Annotated in this window: 20 protein-coding genes; 7 read left to right on the plus strand and 13 right to left on the minus strand. The window is 27.0% G+C overall.

From position 1 onward, the window contains the following. Nucleotide 1 precedes the first annotated feature (1 nt). Nucleotides 2–364: a hypothetical protein gene (locus ACWXVJ_RS00695; protein ID WP_438340693.1), complete on the minus strand. Its 363-nt coding sequence runs from the start codon at nucleotides 362–364 to the stop codon at nucleotides 2–4. Between the two features lie 252 nt (nucleotides 365–616). On the opposite strand from ACWXVJ_RS00695, the gene trpS reads away from it, so the two are divergent. Continuing rightward, entirely contained in the window at nucleotides 617–1621 is a 1005-nt protein-coding gene (trpS, locus tag ACWXVJ_RS00700) for a tryptophan--tRNA ligase (RefSeq protein WP_455966062.1), read from the plus strand. Further along, complete coding sequence (gene thrS, locus ACWXVJ_RS00705) at nucleotides 1608–3347, plus strand: threonine--tRNA ligase (RefSeq protein WP_455966064.1); 1740 nt, start codon at nucleotides 1608–1610, stop codon at nucleotides 3345–3347. The genes trpS and thrS overlap by 14 nt, the downstream gene beginning before the upstream one ends. A gap of 58 nt (nucleotides 3348–3405) precedes the next feature. Here the strand turns inward: thrS and ACWXVJ_RS00710 are convergent, their stop codons facing one another. From ACWXVJ_RS00710 to ACWXVJ_RS00720, 3 genes are all read right to left on the minus strand, one after another. Continuing rightward, nucleotides 3406–4143, minus strand: coding sequence for a hypothetical protein (locus tag ACWXVJ_RS00710; RefSeq protein WP_438340690.1), 738 nt, complete (start codon nucleotides 4141–4143; stop codon nucleotides 3406–3408). A 179-nt stretch (nucleotides 4144–4322) separates the two neighbouring features. Then, nucleotides 4323–4964 (minus strand): hypothetical protein, encoded by a 642-nt coding sequence (locus ACWXVJ_RS00715; protein WP_444705045.1) that lies wholly within the window; start codon nucleotides 4962–4964, stop codon nucleotides 4323–4325. A gap of 14 nt (nucleotides 4965–4978) precedes the next feature. Next, entirely contained in the window at nucleotides 4979–5683 is a 705-nt protein-coding gene (locus ACWXVJ_RS00720; protein ID WP_455966066.1) for a YgjP-like metallopeptidase domain-containing protein, read from the minus strand. Nucleotides 5684–5833: 150 nt separating this feature from the next. Between ACWXVJ_RS00720 and rpsT the strand changes: the two genes are divergently transcribed. Next, on the plus strand, nucleotides 5834–6097 hold the full coding sequence (rpsT, locus tag ACWXVJ_RS00725) for a 30S ribosomal protein S20 (protein ID WP_438340687.1): 264 nt from the start codon (nucleotides 5834–5836) through the stop codon (nucleotides 6095–6097). Nucleotides 6098–6139: 42 nt separating this feature from the next. Here the strand turns inward: rpsT and rsmI are convergent, their stop codons facing one another. Genes rsmI through dnaX form a run of 6 tightly spaced genes read right to left on the minus strand, consistent with a single transcriptional unit; the run spans nucleotide 6140 to nucleotide 11266 of the window. Next, nucleotides 6140–6847: a 16S rRNA (cytidine(1402)-2'-O)-methyltransferase gene (rsmI, locus tag ACWXVJ_RS00730; RefSeq protein ID WP_444705043.1), complete on the minus strand. Its 708-nt coding sequence runs from the start codon at nucleotides 6845–6847 to the stop codon at nucleotides 6140–6142. Beyond that, a complete protein-coding gene (locus ACWXVJ_RS00735; RefSeq protein ID WP_455966068.1) occupies nucleotides 6837–7715 on the minus strand; it encodes a hypothetical protein in 879 nt (292 codons plus the stop codon). The genes rsmI and ACWXVJ_RS00735 overlap by 11 nt, the downstream gene beginning before the upstream one ends. Then, nucleotides 7715–8356 carry a dTMP kinase gene (gene tmk / locus ACWXVJ_RS00740; RefSeq protein ID WP_455966070.1) on the minus strand — a complete coding sequence of 214 codons (642 nt, stop codon included), beginning with the start codon at nucleotides 8354–8356 and terminating at the stop codon, nucleotides 7715–7717. The genes ACWXVJ_RS00735 and tmk overlap by 1 nt, the downstream gene beginning before the upstream one ends. 8 nt (nucleotides 8357–8364) lie before the next feature. Next, nucleotides 8365–8955 carry a toprim domain-containing protein gene (locus ACWXVJ_RS00745; protein ID WP_438340683.1) on the minus strand — a complete coding sequence of 197 codons (591 nt, stop codon included), beginning with the start codon at nucleotides 8953–8955 and terminating at the stop codon, nucleotides 8365–8367. Continuing rightward, entirely contained in the window at nucleotides 8955–9248 is a 294-nt protein-coding gene (locus ACWXVJ_RS00750) for a YbaB/EbfC family nucleoid-associated protein (RefSeq protein ID WP_455966072.1), read from the minus strand. Before ACWXVJ_RS00750 ends, ACWXVJ_RS00745 begins: the two co-directional genes overlap by 1 nt. A gap of 29 nt (nucleotides 9249–9277) precedes the next feature. Next, nucleotides 9278–11266 (minus strand): DNA polymerase III subunit gamma/tau, encoded by a 1989-nt coding sequence (gene dnaX, locus ACWXVJ_RS00755; RefSeq protein ID WP_455966074.1) that lies wholly within the window; start codon nucleotides 11264–11266, stop codon nucleotides 9278–9280. Nucleotides 11267–11517: 251 nt separating this feature from the next. Here dnaX and ACWXVJ_RS00760 point away from each other — a divergent pair, with 251 nt between their 5' ends. Then, nucleotides 11518–12045, plus strand: a complete 528-nt coding sequence (locus ACWXVJ_RS00760) for a hypothetical protein (RefSeq protein WP_455966076.1) — start codon at nucleotides 11518–11520, stop codon at nucleotides 12043–12045. Further along, nucleotides 12032–12460 carry a bis(5'-nucleosyl)-tetraphosphatase gene (locus tag ACWXVJ_RS00765; protein WP_438340679.1) on the plus strand — a complete coding sequence of 143 codons (429 nt, stop codon included), beginning with the start codon at nucleotides 12032–12034 and terminating at the stop codon, nucleotides 12458–12460. Before ACWXVJ_RS00760 ends, ACWXVJ_RS00765 begins: the two co-directional genes overlap by 14 nt. 26 nt (nucleotides 12461–12486) lie before the next feature. Here the strand turns inward: ACWXVJ_RS00765 and ACWXVJ_RS00770 are convergent, their stop codons facing one another. Next, the gene (locus ACWXVJ_RS00770; RefSeq protein WP_455966078.1) at nucleotides 12487–12855 is read right to left on the minus strand and encodes a hypothetical protein; all 369 of its coding nucleotides are present in this window, start codon (nucleotides 12853–12855) and stop codon (nucleotides 12487–12489) included. Nucleotides 12856–13389: 534 nt separating this feature from the next. Here ACWXVJ_RS00770 and ACWXVJ_RS00775 point away from each other — a divergent pair. After that, entirely contained in the window at nucleotides 13390–15078 is a 1689-nt protein-coding gene (locus ACWXVJ_RS00775) for a hypothetical protein (protein ID WP_455966080.1), read from the plus strand. Between the two features lie 157 nt (nucleotides 15079–15235). Continuing rightward, the gene (locus ACWXVJ_RS00780; RefSeq protein WP_438340671.1) at nucleotides 15236–16321 is read left to right on the plus strand and encodes a M42 family metallopeptidase; all 1086 of its coding nucleotides are present in this window, start codon (nucleotides 15236–15238) and stop codon (nucleotides 16319–16321) included. Here ACWXVJ_RS00780 and ACWXVJ_RS00785 read toward each other — a convergent pair. Beyond that, nucleotides 16289–17050: a transposase gene (locus ACWXVJ_RS00785; RefSeq protein WP_455966088.1), complete on the minus strand. Its 762-nt coding sequence runs from the start codon at nucleotides 17048–17050 to the stop codon at nucleotides 16289–16291. The two genes, ACWXVJ_RS00780 and ACWXVJ_RS00785, sit on opposite strands and share 33 nt — an antisense overlap. Nucleotides 17051–17522: 472 nt before the next feature. Further along, a complete protein-coding gene (locus tag ACWXVJ_RS00790) occupies nucleotides 17523–17711 on the minus strand; it encodes a hypothetical protein (RefSeq protein ID WP_455966082.1) in 189 nt (62 codons plus the stop codon). Nucleotides 17712–17949: the final 238 nt, after the last annotated feature.

The following is a 17949-nucleotide window of genomic DNA, read 5'->3' on the forward strand; positions in this document are numbered from 1 at the left end:
TTTAATTTACCTCATTAATTAAGTGCTCTATGTGTTTGGCTACATTACCGACTACAAAAGAAATAGTTTTACTTTGAATTGCAACTCCGGTTATACCATCAAGATTTTTTAATTGCGGTATAGCAATCTTGGTCTTATCAAAAAAATTAATTTTTAAAATTTTTTGTGTAGCTGATACCGATTTAATATTTTCTTTTCCACCTAATAGCGAAACAAACACATCAAAATTAAAACTTAATTTAGTTTCCTTTGAGAGATAATTCTTGGGTTTGGTTTGTCTAAATCTTTTCTTTCAATAAATTAAAATAAATCCAAAAGTAACTATGATTAAAAAGATATATAAAAATTTGTTTTTTGGGTTCATATTAACACCTTTTTCACTTAAAAATTTCTACTTTTAAATTATATTTTAATTTAAAATTAATATCAAAAAAACATTTAATTAATAGTAATTTTCAACAAAGATATCAAATAAAATTTATTAATTATTTTTTCAACTTAATTTAAGCATAAAAAAGTTATAATGTTGGATTATTAAATAATAAATTATTTAATATGATATTTTTAAAAAAGTTATAAAATTTATACAAGAATTTATTAAAAAAGAAGGCACAAAATGGACAAAAAAAGAGTTTTAAGTGGAATTACGGCTACAGGAAAATTAACCATAGCAAACTATATTGGAGCAATAAAAAATATGGTTAAATTGCAAGAAAATTATGATAGCTATATATTTATCGCTGATCTCCATGCTCTAACCCTCCCTATTGAACCACATATCCTTGAAGAAAATCGTAAAAATATATACGCTTTATTTATTGCCTGTGGAATTGATCCTGAAAAATCGACCCTTTTTTTTCAATCAGATGTTATGGAACATGGTTTAATGAACTGGTTAATTTTAACAAATACAACTATTGGTGAATTATCCAGAATGACTCAATTTAAAGATAAATCTCAAAAAGTAAAAAGTTCAAATGGTATGGAAACAATTCCAACAGGACTTTTAATGTATCCAACATTGATGGTTGCTGATATTCTCTTATATGATGCTGATTTAGTGCCTGTCGGAATTGATCAGAAGCAGCATGTTGAATTAACAAGAAATATAGCTCAAAGACTAAATAATAAATTCAATATTAAATTCAAGGTTCCTGAGCCATATATACCGGAAGTTGGGGCAAAAATTATGTCACTAGTTGACCCAACTAAAAAAATGTCAAAATCAGATGCAAATGAAAAATCAGCAATTTATTTATTGGACGATCCTGAATTAGGATATAAAAAAATAATGAAAGCAGTTACTGATTCTGAAGGAAAAATTTACATCTCAGACGATAAGCCGGGCATTAAAAATTTATTATCAATTTATTCTTCACTTAAAGATATAGACTTAAGGGAAGCTGAACAACATTTCAAAGAAAAAAATTATGGTGAATTAAAGCAAGAAGTGGGCATCTTAGTTAAAGATTTTTTAACTAAAATTCAAACAAAATACAATGAAGTAATAAAAGATATCGAAAAAAAAGCAAAAAAGGGAGCACAAAAGGCTTCAAAAACTGCTTCAATTACTCTTAAAAAATTTATGAAAGGACTAGGTTTAAATAATGAAATCAAATAATAAATTAAATCACTCAACTAGTCATCTATTAGCTGCAGCAATTTTAAAAATGTATCCAAATACAAAACTGGCAATTGGTCCTGCTATCGAGGAGGGTTTTTACTATGACTTTGAATTTGAAAATCCAATTTTTGAATCAGACTTACCTCGAATTGAAAAAACAATGAAAAAACTAGCTGAACAAGGTTATGAAATGAAAAAAGTCGAAAAAGACTTTTTCTCTTTTGAGAATCAACCCTACAAGCAAGAATTATATGATAAATTCGTAAATGAAAAAAAAGAAATAACCTTCTTTCAATTCAAACACCCAAAAACTAATGAAATTTTATTCACAGATCTTTGCGCCGGTGGGCATATCGAAAATACTAAAGAAATTAAGCATTTTAAATTGTTATCAATTGCAGGGGCCTATTGAAAGGGTGATTCTAATAACAAAATGTTAACAAGAATCTATGGTACTTCGTGAGAAACTAAACAAGAACTTGATGATTACATAGAAATTCTAAAAGAAAGAAGGGAAAGAGACCACCGCAAAATAGGCAAGGATCTAAACCTTTTTATGTTTAGTCAACTGTCGGGCCAAGGTTTCCCAATTTGACTCGAGGATGGAATGAAAATTCACAATTCAATCCAAAGATATGTTTTAAAGTTAGATAAAAAATTTGGTTTCACCGAGGTTTTAACTCCTCACTTTGGAGAAAAAAAATTATATGAAATAAGTGGTCACTGATCGCATTATCAAGACGTTATGTTTAGTCCTATATTGATGGATAATGAAACTCTTGTGGCACGCCCTATGACTTGTCCGCATCATATAATCTTATTTAATTCAACAAGACGTTCATATCGCGATTTACCTATACGATATTCTGAACAATCTAGGTTGTACCGTTATGAAAAATCAGGTGCCCTTTCTGGATTAGAAAGAGTTAGATCTATGGATTTAACCGAAGGACATATTTTTGTTAGACCAGACCAAATTAAATCTGAATTTAAACACCTTTATAAAATGATTCTACAGGCACTCAAGGATTTTAAAATTGAAATAGACCATGTTTCGCTTTCTTTAAGAGACCCAAATGATGAAAAAAAATTCTTTAAGGATGATCAAATGTGAAACAAAGCCGAAAATGACCTTCGTGAAGTATTAAGGGAATTAAACATTGAATACAAGGAATTTATAGGTGAAGCAGCTTTTTATGGTCCAAAAGTCGATTTTCAAGTCAGAACTGCGTTAAATAGAATAATAACAATGTCAACGCTTCAACTCGATTTCTTGCTTCCTCATAGATTTAACATGAAGTTTGTTAATGATAATGAAGAATTTGAAACGCCTGTTTTAATTCATCGTGGCTTAATTGGAACTTATGAAAGATTTATCGCTACATTATTGGAACAAACCAAAGGTATTCTACCGTTTTGATTAAGTCCAAGACAAGTTACAATAATGCCAATTGTAAGTGATTTAAATGATTATTGTCAATCTCTATTTGAGGAATTTTTGGATTTAGATTTTAATGTTAATGTTGACTTAAGAAACGAAAGAATAAATAAAAAAATTCGCGATGCACAAATTCAAAAATCTAAATTTATAGTTATTATCGGACGCCAAGAGGTTGAAAATAACAAATTAGCTGTAAGAGAATATGGCAGCGAAAAAACCGAAATATATTCAAAAGAAGAATTTATAACCAAATTATCAATGCTGAAACGCGAATTAAAATAATTTAAAAAGTTAGGTAGCCCTAACTTTTTTAAAAATTTTTACTTTTTATATATCTAATTTAGATTATAGCCTTTACACGTAATACAATTAAAATAATGTTAACAATAATTAATAATGTTAATATTGTGAATAAAGCAAGGAAAGCTCTTTTTTCACGTCATAAACCAAGTTTTTTATTGTGAGGCATTGCTTTGCATGATGAACATGAGCTCATTGCTTCTTCAGCAAAACCTGTAATAATGTATTCGTGAGTCATTGATGAATTGCCTTCGTTTTCTAAATGAAATGAAACAACTAATGTATTGCCTAACTGTTTAACCTTTTCAATAATTGTTATGTATTTTGAAAATGATTTAACATCAAGAGCCGAAACTTGTGAAGCCTTTCTTGTTTCAATATTTTCAACATAAAAAGTTGTTTGTGATGCTTCTGCTTCTAAATCGATCATAGGGGTAGTTTTCATCTTTTTAACTGGCATTGGTTTATCCACCAAATCCTCCTTTTCAATATATTCAATAGCCTTTTCATTTTCAACTTTAACTTCTAATATTTTTTCAATTATGTTACGAGCTTTCTTTATATCAACACTTCCACGGTAGGCCCCGTCTTGATGAAATCACACACGAGTATCATTTTTTGATTTTTCACTAACTCTAATAAATTCTGAAACAGCATCAACAAATTCAGTAAAATTACCTGAAATTTTTTGATTTGCTTTTTTGAAATTAAATGACACTTTTTTATCATCACCAATCTTTTCAGAAATGTAATATCTTTCTAGTTTACTTTTGGTCATTATTTCCTTTCTATTGTTTTATATTTTATATAATATTATGCTTTAATTATAGACAAAAAAAATAATTTAATTCATTTATATAAACAATTTTTATTTTTTTAAGATACTAAATACTAAAAAAGCAATCATTTTCAATAAACAAGCAATGTTTTAGCAATACTTCTTATAAGAACATCAAACTAAAATTCAAGACGTTTATTATTTAATAATTCAACAATTTTTTCAACATTTTCAGGAGTTATTATAGGCTTTAATTGGCGCTTTGCATCATTCATAAAACTTGATAAATCTTTGAGTTTAGAGAAGCCTAAATATCCTGGATAATTATTAATATCAATTTTATCGATGTCTTCAAATATTAAAATGCCAATCACTGGAAGATTATTAGGAAGTAAAGGAAGTAAATTATCAATATTTTTATTCAAATCCCAAAATAAGTTATTAATACAATATTTGGCTTTGGGCGTAGTCAAAAACCATTCACGATTATTATAATCACCTTCAACTAGCATAGCATTATCTTTTATATTTTTAATAACAAAAAGACCATAGCTATTTATGATTAGGGCACCACTAATAAAGGAGTCAAATTTTTCAGGTCTATATTTACCTTCCTTTATATATTTCGTGTTAGGTATAAACCTACTTATTTTCTTAATTTCGGTGTTTAGATCAACTTTATTAATTTCACTTTCTTCATTTTGCATTTCACTTCTTTTTTTATTTTTAAAATGTCTTATAATAAAAATTAAGTCAATGATTAATATTATTGCTAACATTGTGTAAATAACAATCAACAACACCACAGCTTGTTTTTCCATTTATAAATTTCTCCTTAGACTAAAATGTGTCTTTTTTGTTTTTTATCAAGTTCACGAAAATTGGGGATAAATGATTCTAACAAATCCCGAAATGCTTTTGAGTGATTTGGATGAATTATATGGCAGACCTCATGATAGGCAACATATCTTATTATTTCTTCACTAAAATGAATTAATTTATTGCATATGCTTATCCTATGCGTCCTTATATTTATTGAAGCTCATGAAGTATTTTTTTTCATAACAATAAATTTTAGATTGTATTCTTCACCAACAATTTTTTTATATGCTTCATCAGCATAAAATTTAAATACGACAATTAGTTTTTTATTCAATTGATCATTTACATAAGTTTCAGCTAATAAAGGAGTTATTTTTTTAGAGATTTTTATTGACTCAAATTTTTCATCATCAAAAATGATAAGATTTTCTCTTATTTTAAAATTAACTTTTTTGCCTAAGTAATAAAATGTTTTCTTATTATAATCAACACCAAGAAAATATTGATTATCAATATTAATTTTTTGAGTTATTTTTAATATTGTTTCATCCACAAATCTTCAACATTCCTTAGAACATAATTTTATAATTGAACCTTGCAAAACATAATAATTATTTTCTTGCAATAGCAAAAAGGAATTATCGTAAGTATAATAAAGTTTTATTAAATATTTTTCTTTATTTATTATTCTATAAACAGTCATATTAGGGCTTTTCATATAAAAATATTTTAATAAATTAAAATAAATAATGTGTAATTATTAAAAAAAGTAACAAAAAACAAAAATAGTAACTAAATACAAAAAAATATTGCGTTTTTATGTAAAATTAGTATGCTAATTATTTTTTTTAGCAAGAAAGGCAAAAAAATGGCAAACATTAAATCAAAACAAAAAGCAATATTATCTAACGAAAAAGCTAACGCACGTAACTCAGCTATTAAATCAACTGTAAAAACTGCTATCAAAAAAGCTAAATTAGCAGCAACATCACAAGATGAAAAAGCAGCTGAATTAGTTGCTAAAGCACACCATGAAATTGATAAAGCTGTTTCAAAGGGTGTTTTACACCAAAATAATGGTGCAAGAAAAGCTAGCCGTTTAGATGCATTTATTGCTAAATCAAAGAATTAATTCTTAATAAATAATTTTTTAAAAACCGGAAAATTCCGGTTTTTATTTTTTTGCATATTTATTAATCTTAATATGCTTTTCTTTTTTAATATTAAAGACAATTACATATTCGCCCTTAATTGGCTCATTTTCTAATAATTTAATAATTTCATTTGGAGTCCCGCGATAATCTTTTTCAAAAAGTTTGGTTAACTCTTTGCATAAGTAAATATCAACTTTTTTAGAAAAAACTTCATCAAAATCTTTTAATGTACTTATTAGCTTATATGGCGATATATACGCCACATAAACACCCTCATTAATTTTTTTTAACTGATTAATTCTCTCGCCACTTTTATCTTTCAAAAAACCAATAAAGTTAAATGTAGATCCAAAGTTAGATTTTATGAATGCATGAGTAAAGGCAGTAACTCCCCCTATAACATCAACAAAAATTCCATTTTTATTCGCTTCACTAATTAAATTAAAACCAGGATCAGAAATGCAAGGCATACCAGCATCAGAAATTAAAGCAACTTTTTTTCCAGATAATATATAGGAAATAACACGGGGGGCCAATTCTTTCTCATTAAACTTATGATAAGAAATCAATTTTTTGCCTGTTATTTTAAAATTATTTAATAACTTCTTACTTACTCTTATATCTTCACACAAGATAATTTCGACTTCATTTAGAATTCTAATAGCGCGTAAAGTTATATCTTCTAAGTTTCCAATGGGGGTTCCAACGATATAAATTTTAAACTCCATAGAACTCCTCTAATTTCAACAATAAAATAGCCTTTTGTAGATTAAAGTTTGCTGCATTTTTTAGATTTACTTTAGTTTCTTGAAGAACACATAATATTTTATAAATAGGAACATAATCAAATGATGTTGGTTGTATTTTATAATCATTCAAGATTAGTAAATCATTAAATCCTTTTTTTACTTTATATATATCCATAAATGCCATGATCATAAAATTTATGATTACTTCCTTATTATCATAGTTAAAATGACTAATAATTTTAACTAATAATTTTTGTGGCTCTTTATTGGAATTAACTATTGACTTGCTTAATTCTGTAAAAATAGGAATAATGTCTTCATTATATTCACTATTTGTATGAACAAAAAAATTCTTAAATGGCTTAAATTCATTAATATCTCTTGTATTTAAGGTATTATTTAATTCAATAATGAATGCACGTGATTTAATTGTACTTATAACCTGAGAAATATAATTACAAGACATTAAAACAATGGTGTTTTGGGGTGGATTTTCTAAAAACTTTAAGAGACTATTAAGTGATTGCTGTGTACCATTTTCAACAGTGTCAATTATTAGTATTTTTTTCTTATTTTTAGATAACAACGATGTTTCAGTTGTTTCATTCATAACATCAAGAATATTTTCTTTGCCAATTGTATTTTTTCTTCCATCCACATAAAAGTAAATATCACCTAGTTTAATGTCGCTAATTTTTTCAAAACATTCACCATTAACATTATTAATAAAATATAAAAAATATTCATCAAAACTTTTGATATTTTTTGATGAAAATAAATAAACTTGCCCTAATTTTTGCTCTAAGAGAGAGTTATCAATTATTTTTTTAAAAACAAAATCAATCATTATAAAATATTTTCTTTTTTAAGAATTTCTAAAACTTTCTCATATAAATCAATAATAGAACAATTTGCATCAATAACGCGGTATCTAGAGCGGTTTTTTGCAATAACCTTATTATAAGCCTCTCGCAAAGAAAAATAATATGATACATCAGAAGTCTCGAATCTATCCATTCCTTCACGCATCTTAGTAATTCTTTCAACTGATACAGAGGGTTCAAGATCAAAAAATATTATTAAATCAGGTTCAGTTTTATTTGTTGCTATTTGGTTAATTATTTCTACTTTTTCCAAGCCAGCCTCACCTAAAACTCCTTGATAAACATATGATGATGTTGTATAACGATCTGTAATTACATGTTTTTCTTCCTGCAAGGCAGGCCATATACCTTTTTCAAGATTTAGGCGTCTACTTGTCGCAAAAAGCAAAGCATCAACCATCGAGCTAAATGAATTTTCATTATCAAGAATTAATTGTCGAATGTGTTCAGCCTCTTTTGAAAAAGCAGATCCTGGTTCTCTAGTAAATACAAAATTATCAATTAATCCATCCTTAATAAGATCATTCTTTAGCATTTGAATAATAGTTGTTTTTCCAGATCCGTCCATTCCTTCAAAAGCAATAAATTTACCTGTTCGACCCATAAATACTCCTACACCTTTTTCTTGTTTAATATTGACTGTTTTAACGAAATCGGATCGGCGGCATCGATTGACATTCCAAAAGGAATACCAACAGATAGCTGATACAGATCCTTATTTTTTAATTCATCTCGTATCTTTTTCTCAAGAAATTTCATTGTTATTTGGCCATTTATATCAGTATTTAAAGCTAAAATAATTTCGTCATTTTTTGATGCTACACTTAATAAATGGTTGATTTTTTTAGTTGTTTCATTACTAATTTGTTTAGTATTGATATATTCATTAAAAACAAAATATTTGCCTTTTTCAATGTCCAACTGCTCAATTTTTTCAATATCATTGTTATCTTGGACTACAAAAAGTTTTTTACCTCTTTTTTTATCTAAACAAATATCACAAATATCCTTAGTAGTATATGCTAAGCATTGTGTACACTTCTTGGTTTGCTTTTGTAAGTCTATAATATCCAAAAACAATGTACTTGTGTATTCTGGATTAACCTCAAGAAAATAAGTCACAATTTTGCCTGCCTGCTTTTTTGAAATACCAGGTATCATTTTTAGAGCTTCAACGATTTTATCTCTAAGTTGTAAATTCATTAAAATGGTAACCCGCTATTTGAATACTTTGCCCCAATTTCATCATATGCAGCTTCAATTTTTTCAAGAGCCTTATTAACTGCAAGCATAACTAAATCCTGTATTAATTCAGGATCCTCAGGATCTATTAATGCTTCATTTATAATAATCTCTGTAATTTTTCTTTGGCCACTCATTGTAACCTTGATTCCTTGCTTTTCAACAACAAACTTTTGTTGAGCAACAGCTTGCTCATCCTTTTCCATTTCTCCTTGAATTCTCTTTGCATTCTTTAACATTTCATTAATGTTCATAATAATTCTCCTTACTTTTTTTAATTTCCTTATGTCTTCACAATATCGCCAAATAATTTCTTAGCAAATTCTACATTGGGATTTTGTTTATTTTTATACTTATCTAAATTTGGCAAATTAATAATTTTAATTTCTTCACCTTTTTTGCTTGCTCAATTTTCTTTACAATATTTTATAGCATTATCAAGCTGGTTACGCGTTATTGCAACAACATTTGTGTATCTGCCAAAAATGCTATTAACAGCCTCAATAAAATCAGGACTAGTTCTTTTTAAATTTAGTTGATGAACCCTTGCAATGTCTTCACTTTTTAAAACAATGAGGTCATCAATACTATAAAATATTTTAAAATCTGTCAACAAGGGAATCAAATATCCAAGTTCCTTCTTAATTCTTCTTTCAATCATATTGTAATACATAGTATCAATATCTGTCTTAGCCTTGGAATCGTAATTATAAATCTTCATTCGCACGTATTGGTAAATAAAAACAAGTGAATTAACCTCATCTTGGTCTAACTCTGCCTTAAGGATTTCGACAGTCTTAGAAGGGGCAAGATCATTATACTCGGCACTAATAATATCATTTAATAAATCTGAATTCTCATATTCCTTGGCCGTTTCTACAATAAGAATTTCTGATGTTTTTTCAAGCAATTGATCAACATTTATTTCTTCAATTCCAACATCTTTGAGCTCTTTTTTGATTGATTGTGTGCTAATTTCATTAGGAGCTTCAAATTGATTAGAAATGCTTTTAAGATCAAAAATTGAATTAAATTGTTTATGATTATCATTATTAGCAATTTCGTCATCAACCAGTTGGAAATCATTATTCAAATTATCTTGATGAACTTTTTCTTTATTATTAAATGAAAAATTATTATCTTCAATATTTTTTTTGATAATCCCATCATTTAAATTATTTTTCTTATAAGAAGACATCTTTAATAAATAAAGATCAATAAGTTCTTTGGGAATATCAGAATTTTTTGAATCTCTTATTGCGCTTTGAATTAATTCTATATATTTAAATAAAGCTTCATCATCAATATCAAGTTCACTAAGTTGCTGTTTGTTAGCAAACTCTAATAATGATTCGTCATGAGTTTTTTTCATAATTATATAGTCTTTAAATGCCTTAAATATTTGCAGAACAATTTTTTCAATGCTAGCGCCATTTTCAACCAAATAATTAAACTTGTCAATTAAGGGCTTATGCTCGTTGGCACATATACATTTTATTAAGTATCAGATATTTTGAAAATCTACTATTCCGAAGAGCCTTTCTATTGCTTCTTTAGTTATTTCTTCATTTGCACAATAAATAGCGACTTGATCAGCAATACTTAACGTGTCTCTAAAACTGCCATTACCCAAATCAACAATTAACTTAATGGCATCATCCTTTGCTACTATATTTTCTCTCTTAAATATATTAACAAGCTGATTAAATAATACTTTTTTATCAATCTTTTTAAAGTTAAACCTTTGAACACGACTTAATATTGTTAGCGGGATCTTCTGAGGATCAGTAGTTGCTAAAATAAATATAGCGTGTTTTGGCGGTTCCTCGAGAGTTTTTAGAAGAGCATTAAAAGCTGCTTTTGATAACATATGGACTTCATCAATAATATAAATTTTATATTTACCATTCGTAGGCAAATGTTTGATTTTCTCTTTAAGTTCTCGAATATCCTCAATTCCGGTATTTGAAGCAGCATCGATTTCAATAATATCAATATTATTATCAATCGATTTAATGCATTCTAAACATGGACTTTCTGAGCTACGGTGGATACAATTAATAGCATTTGCAAAAATCTTTGCTGTCGAAGTTTTACCATTACCATGCGGACCACAAAATAGATAGGCATGGCCAATTTTGTTTTCATGAATAATATTTTTTAGTGTCTCTACTATGTGTTGTTGTCCACAAATTTCCTCAAATGTCTTTGGACGATATTGACGATATAGAGCTAAATATTTTTTTGTGATCACAGAACTCTCCCTAAACATAAATAATATATTTTATACCAATGTTTTAAATTTAAAAAAACTCAATAACCTTTAGTTAAAGGTCTATCAAAAAAGCAAAGGTATTCTATGCTATTATTGTATTAAATTATATAAGCAAAAATTATCAAAACTTCTTTTTTTAAAAAAATCATGTTAACATAAAACAAACTATTATTATTGAAATTAAAAAACATTTACTAAGTTCTAACTAATAGTAAAAAGTATTTATTTTAATATATATAATAATAAATATGAATAAAATTGATAACCTAATCAAGTCACAAATCAAGCGCAATTTCTACACATTCTTTGTATTAGTAATAGTAGCTCTATTGGCATCCGTTATACAAATAATTGCTTCAGCATTATTAAAAAAAGACATCAATAAAAATTTATTAATTGGAATATTAGCTATAATTACACTAACAAATATTATTATGTTGTTAACTAGCCTTAGCTATATGCCAATATTTAAGGAAAGAAAAAATCTTAATCATAATAAATTATTAAAAACCGTTTTCGGTCTAGTTATTGCTTTAATTGCTTTTATTTTAATTTTTTTTCTGCTAATATTTCTAATCAATGGGACTCACCAGGCTATAATAAATGCTTACTTACAAAAAAATCTACATAGTAGGGAAAAGAATATTAATTTATTCATGAATTTAAAAATAATCAAGTTAATTTTTGATTCTCTTCTAATTTTAAATATAATTACAATATTGGGAATAAATATTACAATTAAAAAAAGAGGTGGCATCTTAAATGAAATACGTTAAATCATGCGGCGCAGTAGTGTTAAATAATATTGAATCTAAATTATATGTTTTGCTTGTTCAACAAACAGCCGGACATTGGACATTTCCTAAGGGACATATGGAAAAAAATGAGACAGAGATCGAAACAACACTAAGAGAAGTTAAAGAAGAAACAAATGTTGATATTGAAATCATTGATGGCTTTAAAGAAAAAACAACATATTCTCCATTCAAAAACACAACTAAAGATGTTATATTTTTTTTAGCAAAACCAAAAAATTTTGATATAAAAAATAAGCCGGGAGAAATAGAAATAGTTGAGTGAGTTGGAATTGAAGAAGCTATGGTGAATCGCATTACTCATGACTCAAACCGGGAAGTGCTCCAAAAAGCTGTAAATTACTACATCACCAATTGTTGAAAATATAATAAATAAAATCTGGATTTAATCCAGATTTTTTATTATTTCTTTCCGCCGGGGATGTCATATATATCAATGATAGGTGCGTGACCTTGAATTCCGCCTGAAAATAAATTGTAAAGATCACCTCATTTTGTATCTTCATTTATGATGGTTTCTTTTTTAGAGGATGTTGATTCACTTTTTTGTTCTTGTTTTTGTTTAGATTCTGTTTTTGGTTTAGTTTGCATTTGACTAGGTTCATCATCCTCATCTCACGGAACATTTAACTCAGGCTCATCTTTCGGCACTTCAGTATCGTATAAATTATCATTATGGATAGTTATATCCTTATTATTGTGTGAATTATCTATTGAAAATCCAAATCTTTGTCCTTTTCCTTCTTTCGCCTTATCGTATTTGTTATACAAGTATCTATTAAAAAATGTGTCAATAATTCTTTTAATTTCATCATTAGAAGGATCGTTGTAATCAATTTCAATTTTTGGAGCTTCATTTTTTATATTATTTATAAGATTATTAATTTGCTAGAATAACAAAACAAAAAAATTAGTATAGTTTTATACATTATTTTAGCTCAAAGACATATTTTGAGACAATTAAGCAAGTTAGGATTGCTAAATAGAAAAAATATATTTAATTATTTTTCAAGACATTTAAACTGAGCACAAATGCAAAAAAACGCAAGAGAAAACATAATCAATTATCCATCTTTTATTTTTGGAAGTAATTTAAAAATAAAATAATTTAAACTAAAAAATCTATGCTAATTAAGTTTATGCTTTTTGCAACAACCATGCATTGTTATCAATTTAATGTAAGCAAAAAAGCTTTATATTATTGCTAATTGCTTTTTTAGTTACTATTAACCCTATTTACCTAGGAAAATAGTGATAATGTAATATAATATTTTTATTAATAAAACCTAATACTAAGGAGAAAATATGCGAAAAATAAGTTGATTTTTCTTAGGTCTTTTACCAACAATAGCAACCGCAGCGGTTGCATTTTCATGTGTAAATACAAAAACACATAATATACCAAACCCAAAACCTAGCCCTGATAAAATATCTGATACTCCTAAGAAAAAACCTAAAGTTAAAGAACAAAAAAATGATTTACAATCAGTTTATGAAACTATTAAAAGTATTCTACCAAAGGATACTCTAAATGATATTAGACATAAAAATAAACATATTAAAAATTTATTGATTGGAAATTTATTACCAAAAGATCTGATCCCTGATCTTCCAAAGGATCAAGACACTAGCTCAAATATTTTGAATGGTTTTAAAGGACCAAAATTTGAAATTGATTTTAGTGACCCAACTAATGAATTAATCAAAAAAACAATTGATAATTTATACTACAAACAATGATATAAATACTATGATAAATCCAAAGATGACGGAAAACAACATGCTTTTGATTTTCCACTAGAAGATGACTATATCGAAAATGAGTTAGATATATTCCCATCAAATGAACCTGAATCAAGCGAACCATGAGAAAACCATGAACCAAATCATAATAGTCCTTGAGAGTGAGATGAAGGCGCTGATGAAGTCTCTCCAAACGAACCAGAACATAATGAACCTTGAATTTCTGATGATGAAGAAGGATTGAGTAGTCCTGCTGCATTAGCAACTAAACTTATTAAATCTGTAAAAGGCGAATCAAATATAATTTATAATATGAATGATAATTTGGTTCCGCTATCTAATCTAAAATCACCTAACAAAAAAAAATTGGTTGATGAAATTAAAGAAGAATTTAGAAATTTAATTAGTACTGAAACACAAAAAATAAATCCTGTATATGATAATAAAATTTTTGGAAAAGAAGTATCTGCAACAACTACTGAAATTCAAAACTATTTTGAAAAATTAATAAATGATAGCACAACCGTTGGTCAAGTGTTGAAATATATTAGTACAGTAAAAAAATATGTCGAAACCGAAATAATGCTAGCAAACATGTATAAACCTTTTGAAGATTTTGGAAATAGTTTTAATGTTAGCAAAAATAAAAAAATATCATCTAAAGACTTAGAAAAAATTAATTACAATAAAGGAGCATTAGTTAAATACTGCGATGATGCATTTAAAACTCTAAGAAAAAGAAATGAATTTAGTGAATGGTTGAAAGAACCGGACCATAATTTTTACACTAAAACTAATGGTTATGTGGAAAAAATGCAAAATTTTGTAAACCAGATAAATGAAGCATATCAGCTTAAAGTTGAAGCAACTAAACCAGTTTTTCTTTTACAAATAGATGAAACTACAAATTATAAAAAAATGTATACTGAACAAGATATTATTAATGCACTCAATAATAAAAATAAAAATGGTTTAACCAAAGAAAAAGTGAATCAAGCCCTATATGCAACGATATTTAATATCAAAATTAGAAATATTTTTCTAAAAAAGGGTGGAATAATTGATTGAAGAAGTAAAAGCGGTAATAGCACTGTTGAATTTTTAGGCAAAATTGAGAAAAGAAATAACAAAGATAAACTAGTCGTTTATGTGGCTTACAAATTCGATAACAAGAGTAAAGAAAAAAATTTCAAAATTACTTTTACAAACTATTCAAAACAACAAAGCTATATTGAATTTAAAAAACAATAATTTAACACTAGCAACGCTTGCTAGTGTTTTTTTATCAAAACATAAAGATAAACTATACAAAATTGAAGGGTCACATATCGATTATTAAAACTAGTTATTTTAGTTATTTTGATAAAATTTATATATTATTTTTATATTTAAAGAGGTTTATAAATTTATGGATAAAAATGAGTTATTCAAACAAAGATTAATTAAATACATGGAAATTGAGGCTATGTCGCGTTATGAAGAGCCTGTAGTTAATGAGTTGAAAAAATCACTAGGAAATAAAAAATTTGAGATTAGCAGAGATAACCTTGGATCAGTTATATTTAGAAAGAAATCAAAAAATCCTAATGCGCCAAAAGTTATGATTGCTGCACATATGGATGAAGTAGGGTTTCTAGTTAGAAACATAGATAAAAAGGGACAACTTTATTTATCTCCAGTTGGAGGTATTTGACCATCAACAGTAATTGGAACAAAAGCAAAATTAGTAACAGAGGAAGGTAAAACCTTTAATGGAGTTTTTGGCCACACAAGCATACACATTATGCAAGAAAATGAAATTTCAAAAGCAATTTCTAATAATGAAATTTATGCTGATTTTGGTTTTAAATCAGATGAAGATGCCAAAGAACAAGGAGTTGGCGTAGGTGACTTAGTATACATGTCAGGTGAAACTATACTATTTAATGATCCTAATTTATTGGGCGGAAAAGCAATGGATAATAGAGCTGGTATAACTGTTCTAGAATACGTTGCTAATGCCATCAACGATAAAGATCTTGATGTTGATCTCTACTTAGTTGGCACAGTGCAAGAAGAGGTAGGAACAAGAGGGGCTAGAACTAGTGTTTCATTAATTAAGCCAAACATAGCAATTGCTCTTGATACATGCGCATCACATGACACTCCTAACACAATCCCAGGAAATACTTTATTATACAAGGGTGCTGCTCTAAGAATAAAGGATCGTGGTACAATGATGGACCCAAAATTAGTTAAAGAATTTCAAAACATATCAAAAAAATATAACATACCTACATATAAATTTGTTGCAATGGGAGGAGGAACAGATGCTCATGAACTTCAATTTGCTCATGGTGGTGCAGCGACTCTAACCATTTCTTTACCACAAAGATATTTACATAGCCCTATAGGTGTTTGTGCAATTTCAGACTTAATTGCTGCCGGAGATTTATTAATTAATTTTCTTCAGGACTTTAATTTAGAAAAATGAGAGGATATCAAATACAAGTAAGAAATATCAAAAGCACATAAATAAAATCGTGTTTAAACTAGTAATATAGTAAATTTTGCGCAAATTTATCTCCTGCTTACTTTTTGAGTAAGAGATTTGAGAATAGCAATCACACAAATCTAAATTTATTAGACAAAAATAACCAGAATTATCAAGCACGTCTTGATAATTTTTCTTATTTATTTCATAAGAAATTATTTTGCTTTCTTCATCCACTTTAAAATCAAAATAATTTCCATATGTTCTATAAATATCTTCATTTAAGTATTCAATATTTTCAAGTTGTTTTGATAATATATTTAAAACCGTATTATATTTTTCAACTTCTAATGATGCTTTTTGTTCATTATAAAACATATAAACGAAATATTTGTTTGTTGAATTTGTAAAAGCTTGCTCGTATGTTTTTCAAGCAAAAACTTTATGTTCAAAAATTAAATTTTCAGCATTTTTATATATTTTATCTTTGTTTTTATTTAATAAACTACTTAATCTTTTGTTATAAGTTTCTGCCATAATTATAAAGTCAATGTTCTCAGAAGCAATATTTTCAATATTGTCTTTTGAAAAATAACCGCGATCCAATACTAAAGTTGCTGATTTATAACGCAAATTTAAAACTTTATCAATCATTTTTTTGTAGTAACTTACATCAAAAACTGATTTGGGATATAAATCATAAAAAATTGGTAACCCAGTCTTTGGATCTAAACAATACGATAAGTTTATTTATGGCAGTCTTTCATCAACCTTTGGCTTTCCATATTCAGCATGTTTCATGTTTTTTGAGCTTATATTAAAGTTCGTTAAATCGGACAGATAAATATGCGTCATCCGAATATTCTAAATATGTTCTTAATTGTTTTGATCATCTATAATTAAATTCAAGTATTTTTTTGTTGTTATATCTTTATGCAAAAGCATTGATATCGTTTTGAAGGAATTGAAAACAAACCAGAAAAAATTTTATATGCCACTTTTCAAATAATTGCGAAGCCATAGATTCTTCATCAATATAATAAAATGTCAATGCCTTTATTAATTCGCTTTTTGTGTTAAAAATATTTTTTTAATTGTTCATCTATATATAAATCTTTAAAAATTCTAGTTATTGCCAAATATTGCCCGATAGAAATAACGGATGATATTTTTTTATCATCTTCTATGATTGTTATTTTTGTGTCCGAAAAAATTAAAATACTTATCATTTGGTATTAATAAGTTGCCATTTTTTTGGATCTATTTTGCCAATATTTACTCTCTTATCAATATTATATTTTTTATCTTTTTTATATTTTGTTCCTGCGACATAATATACATATTTATTATCATCTTTTCTTATAATTTGAACCTTTTTAGGAATCTTTACTCTTTGATCTTTTATTATCATTTTTACCTCATTTTATTTAGTTTATTTATAACTAAATAAAAATACTTTTCGAGCTAGAAATATAAAAAATGCTGATTTTTTCAAATTTAATTCTTTTTTGTTTTTTGCTTGAGTTTTATAAAATAATTTACAAAATTACTTCAAGTTTAGGGTAAAAGTATAATAAAAAAAGCCAAGACTGGCTTTTTGTTCCCTGAAAACTGAATATCGACTTTTTTTATTTTAGATAACTTCTATA

The organism is Mycoplasma sp. 773 (assembly GCF_053851515.1).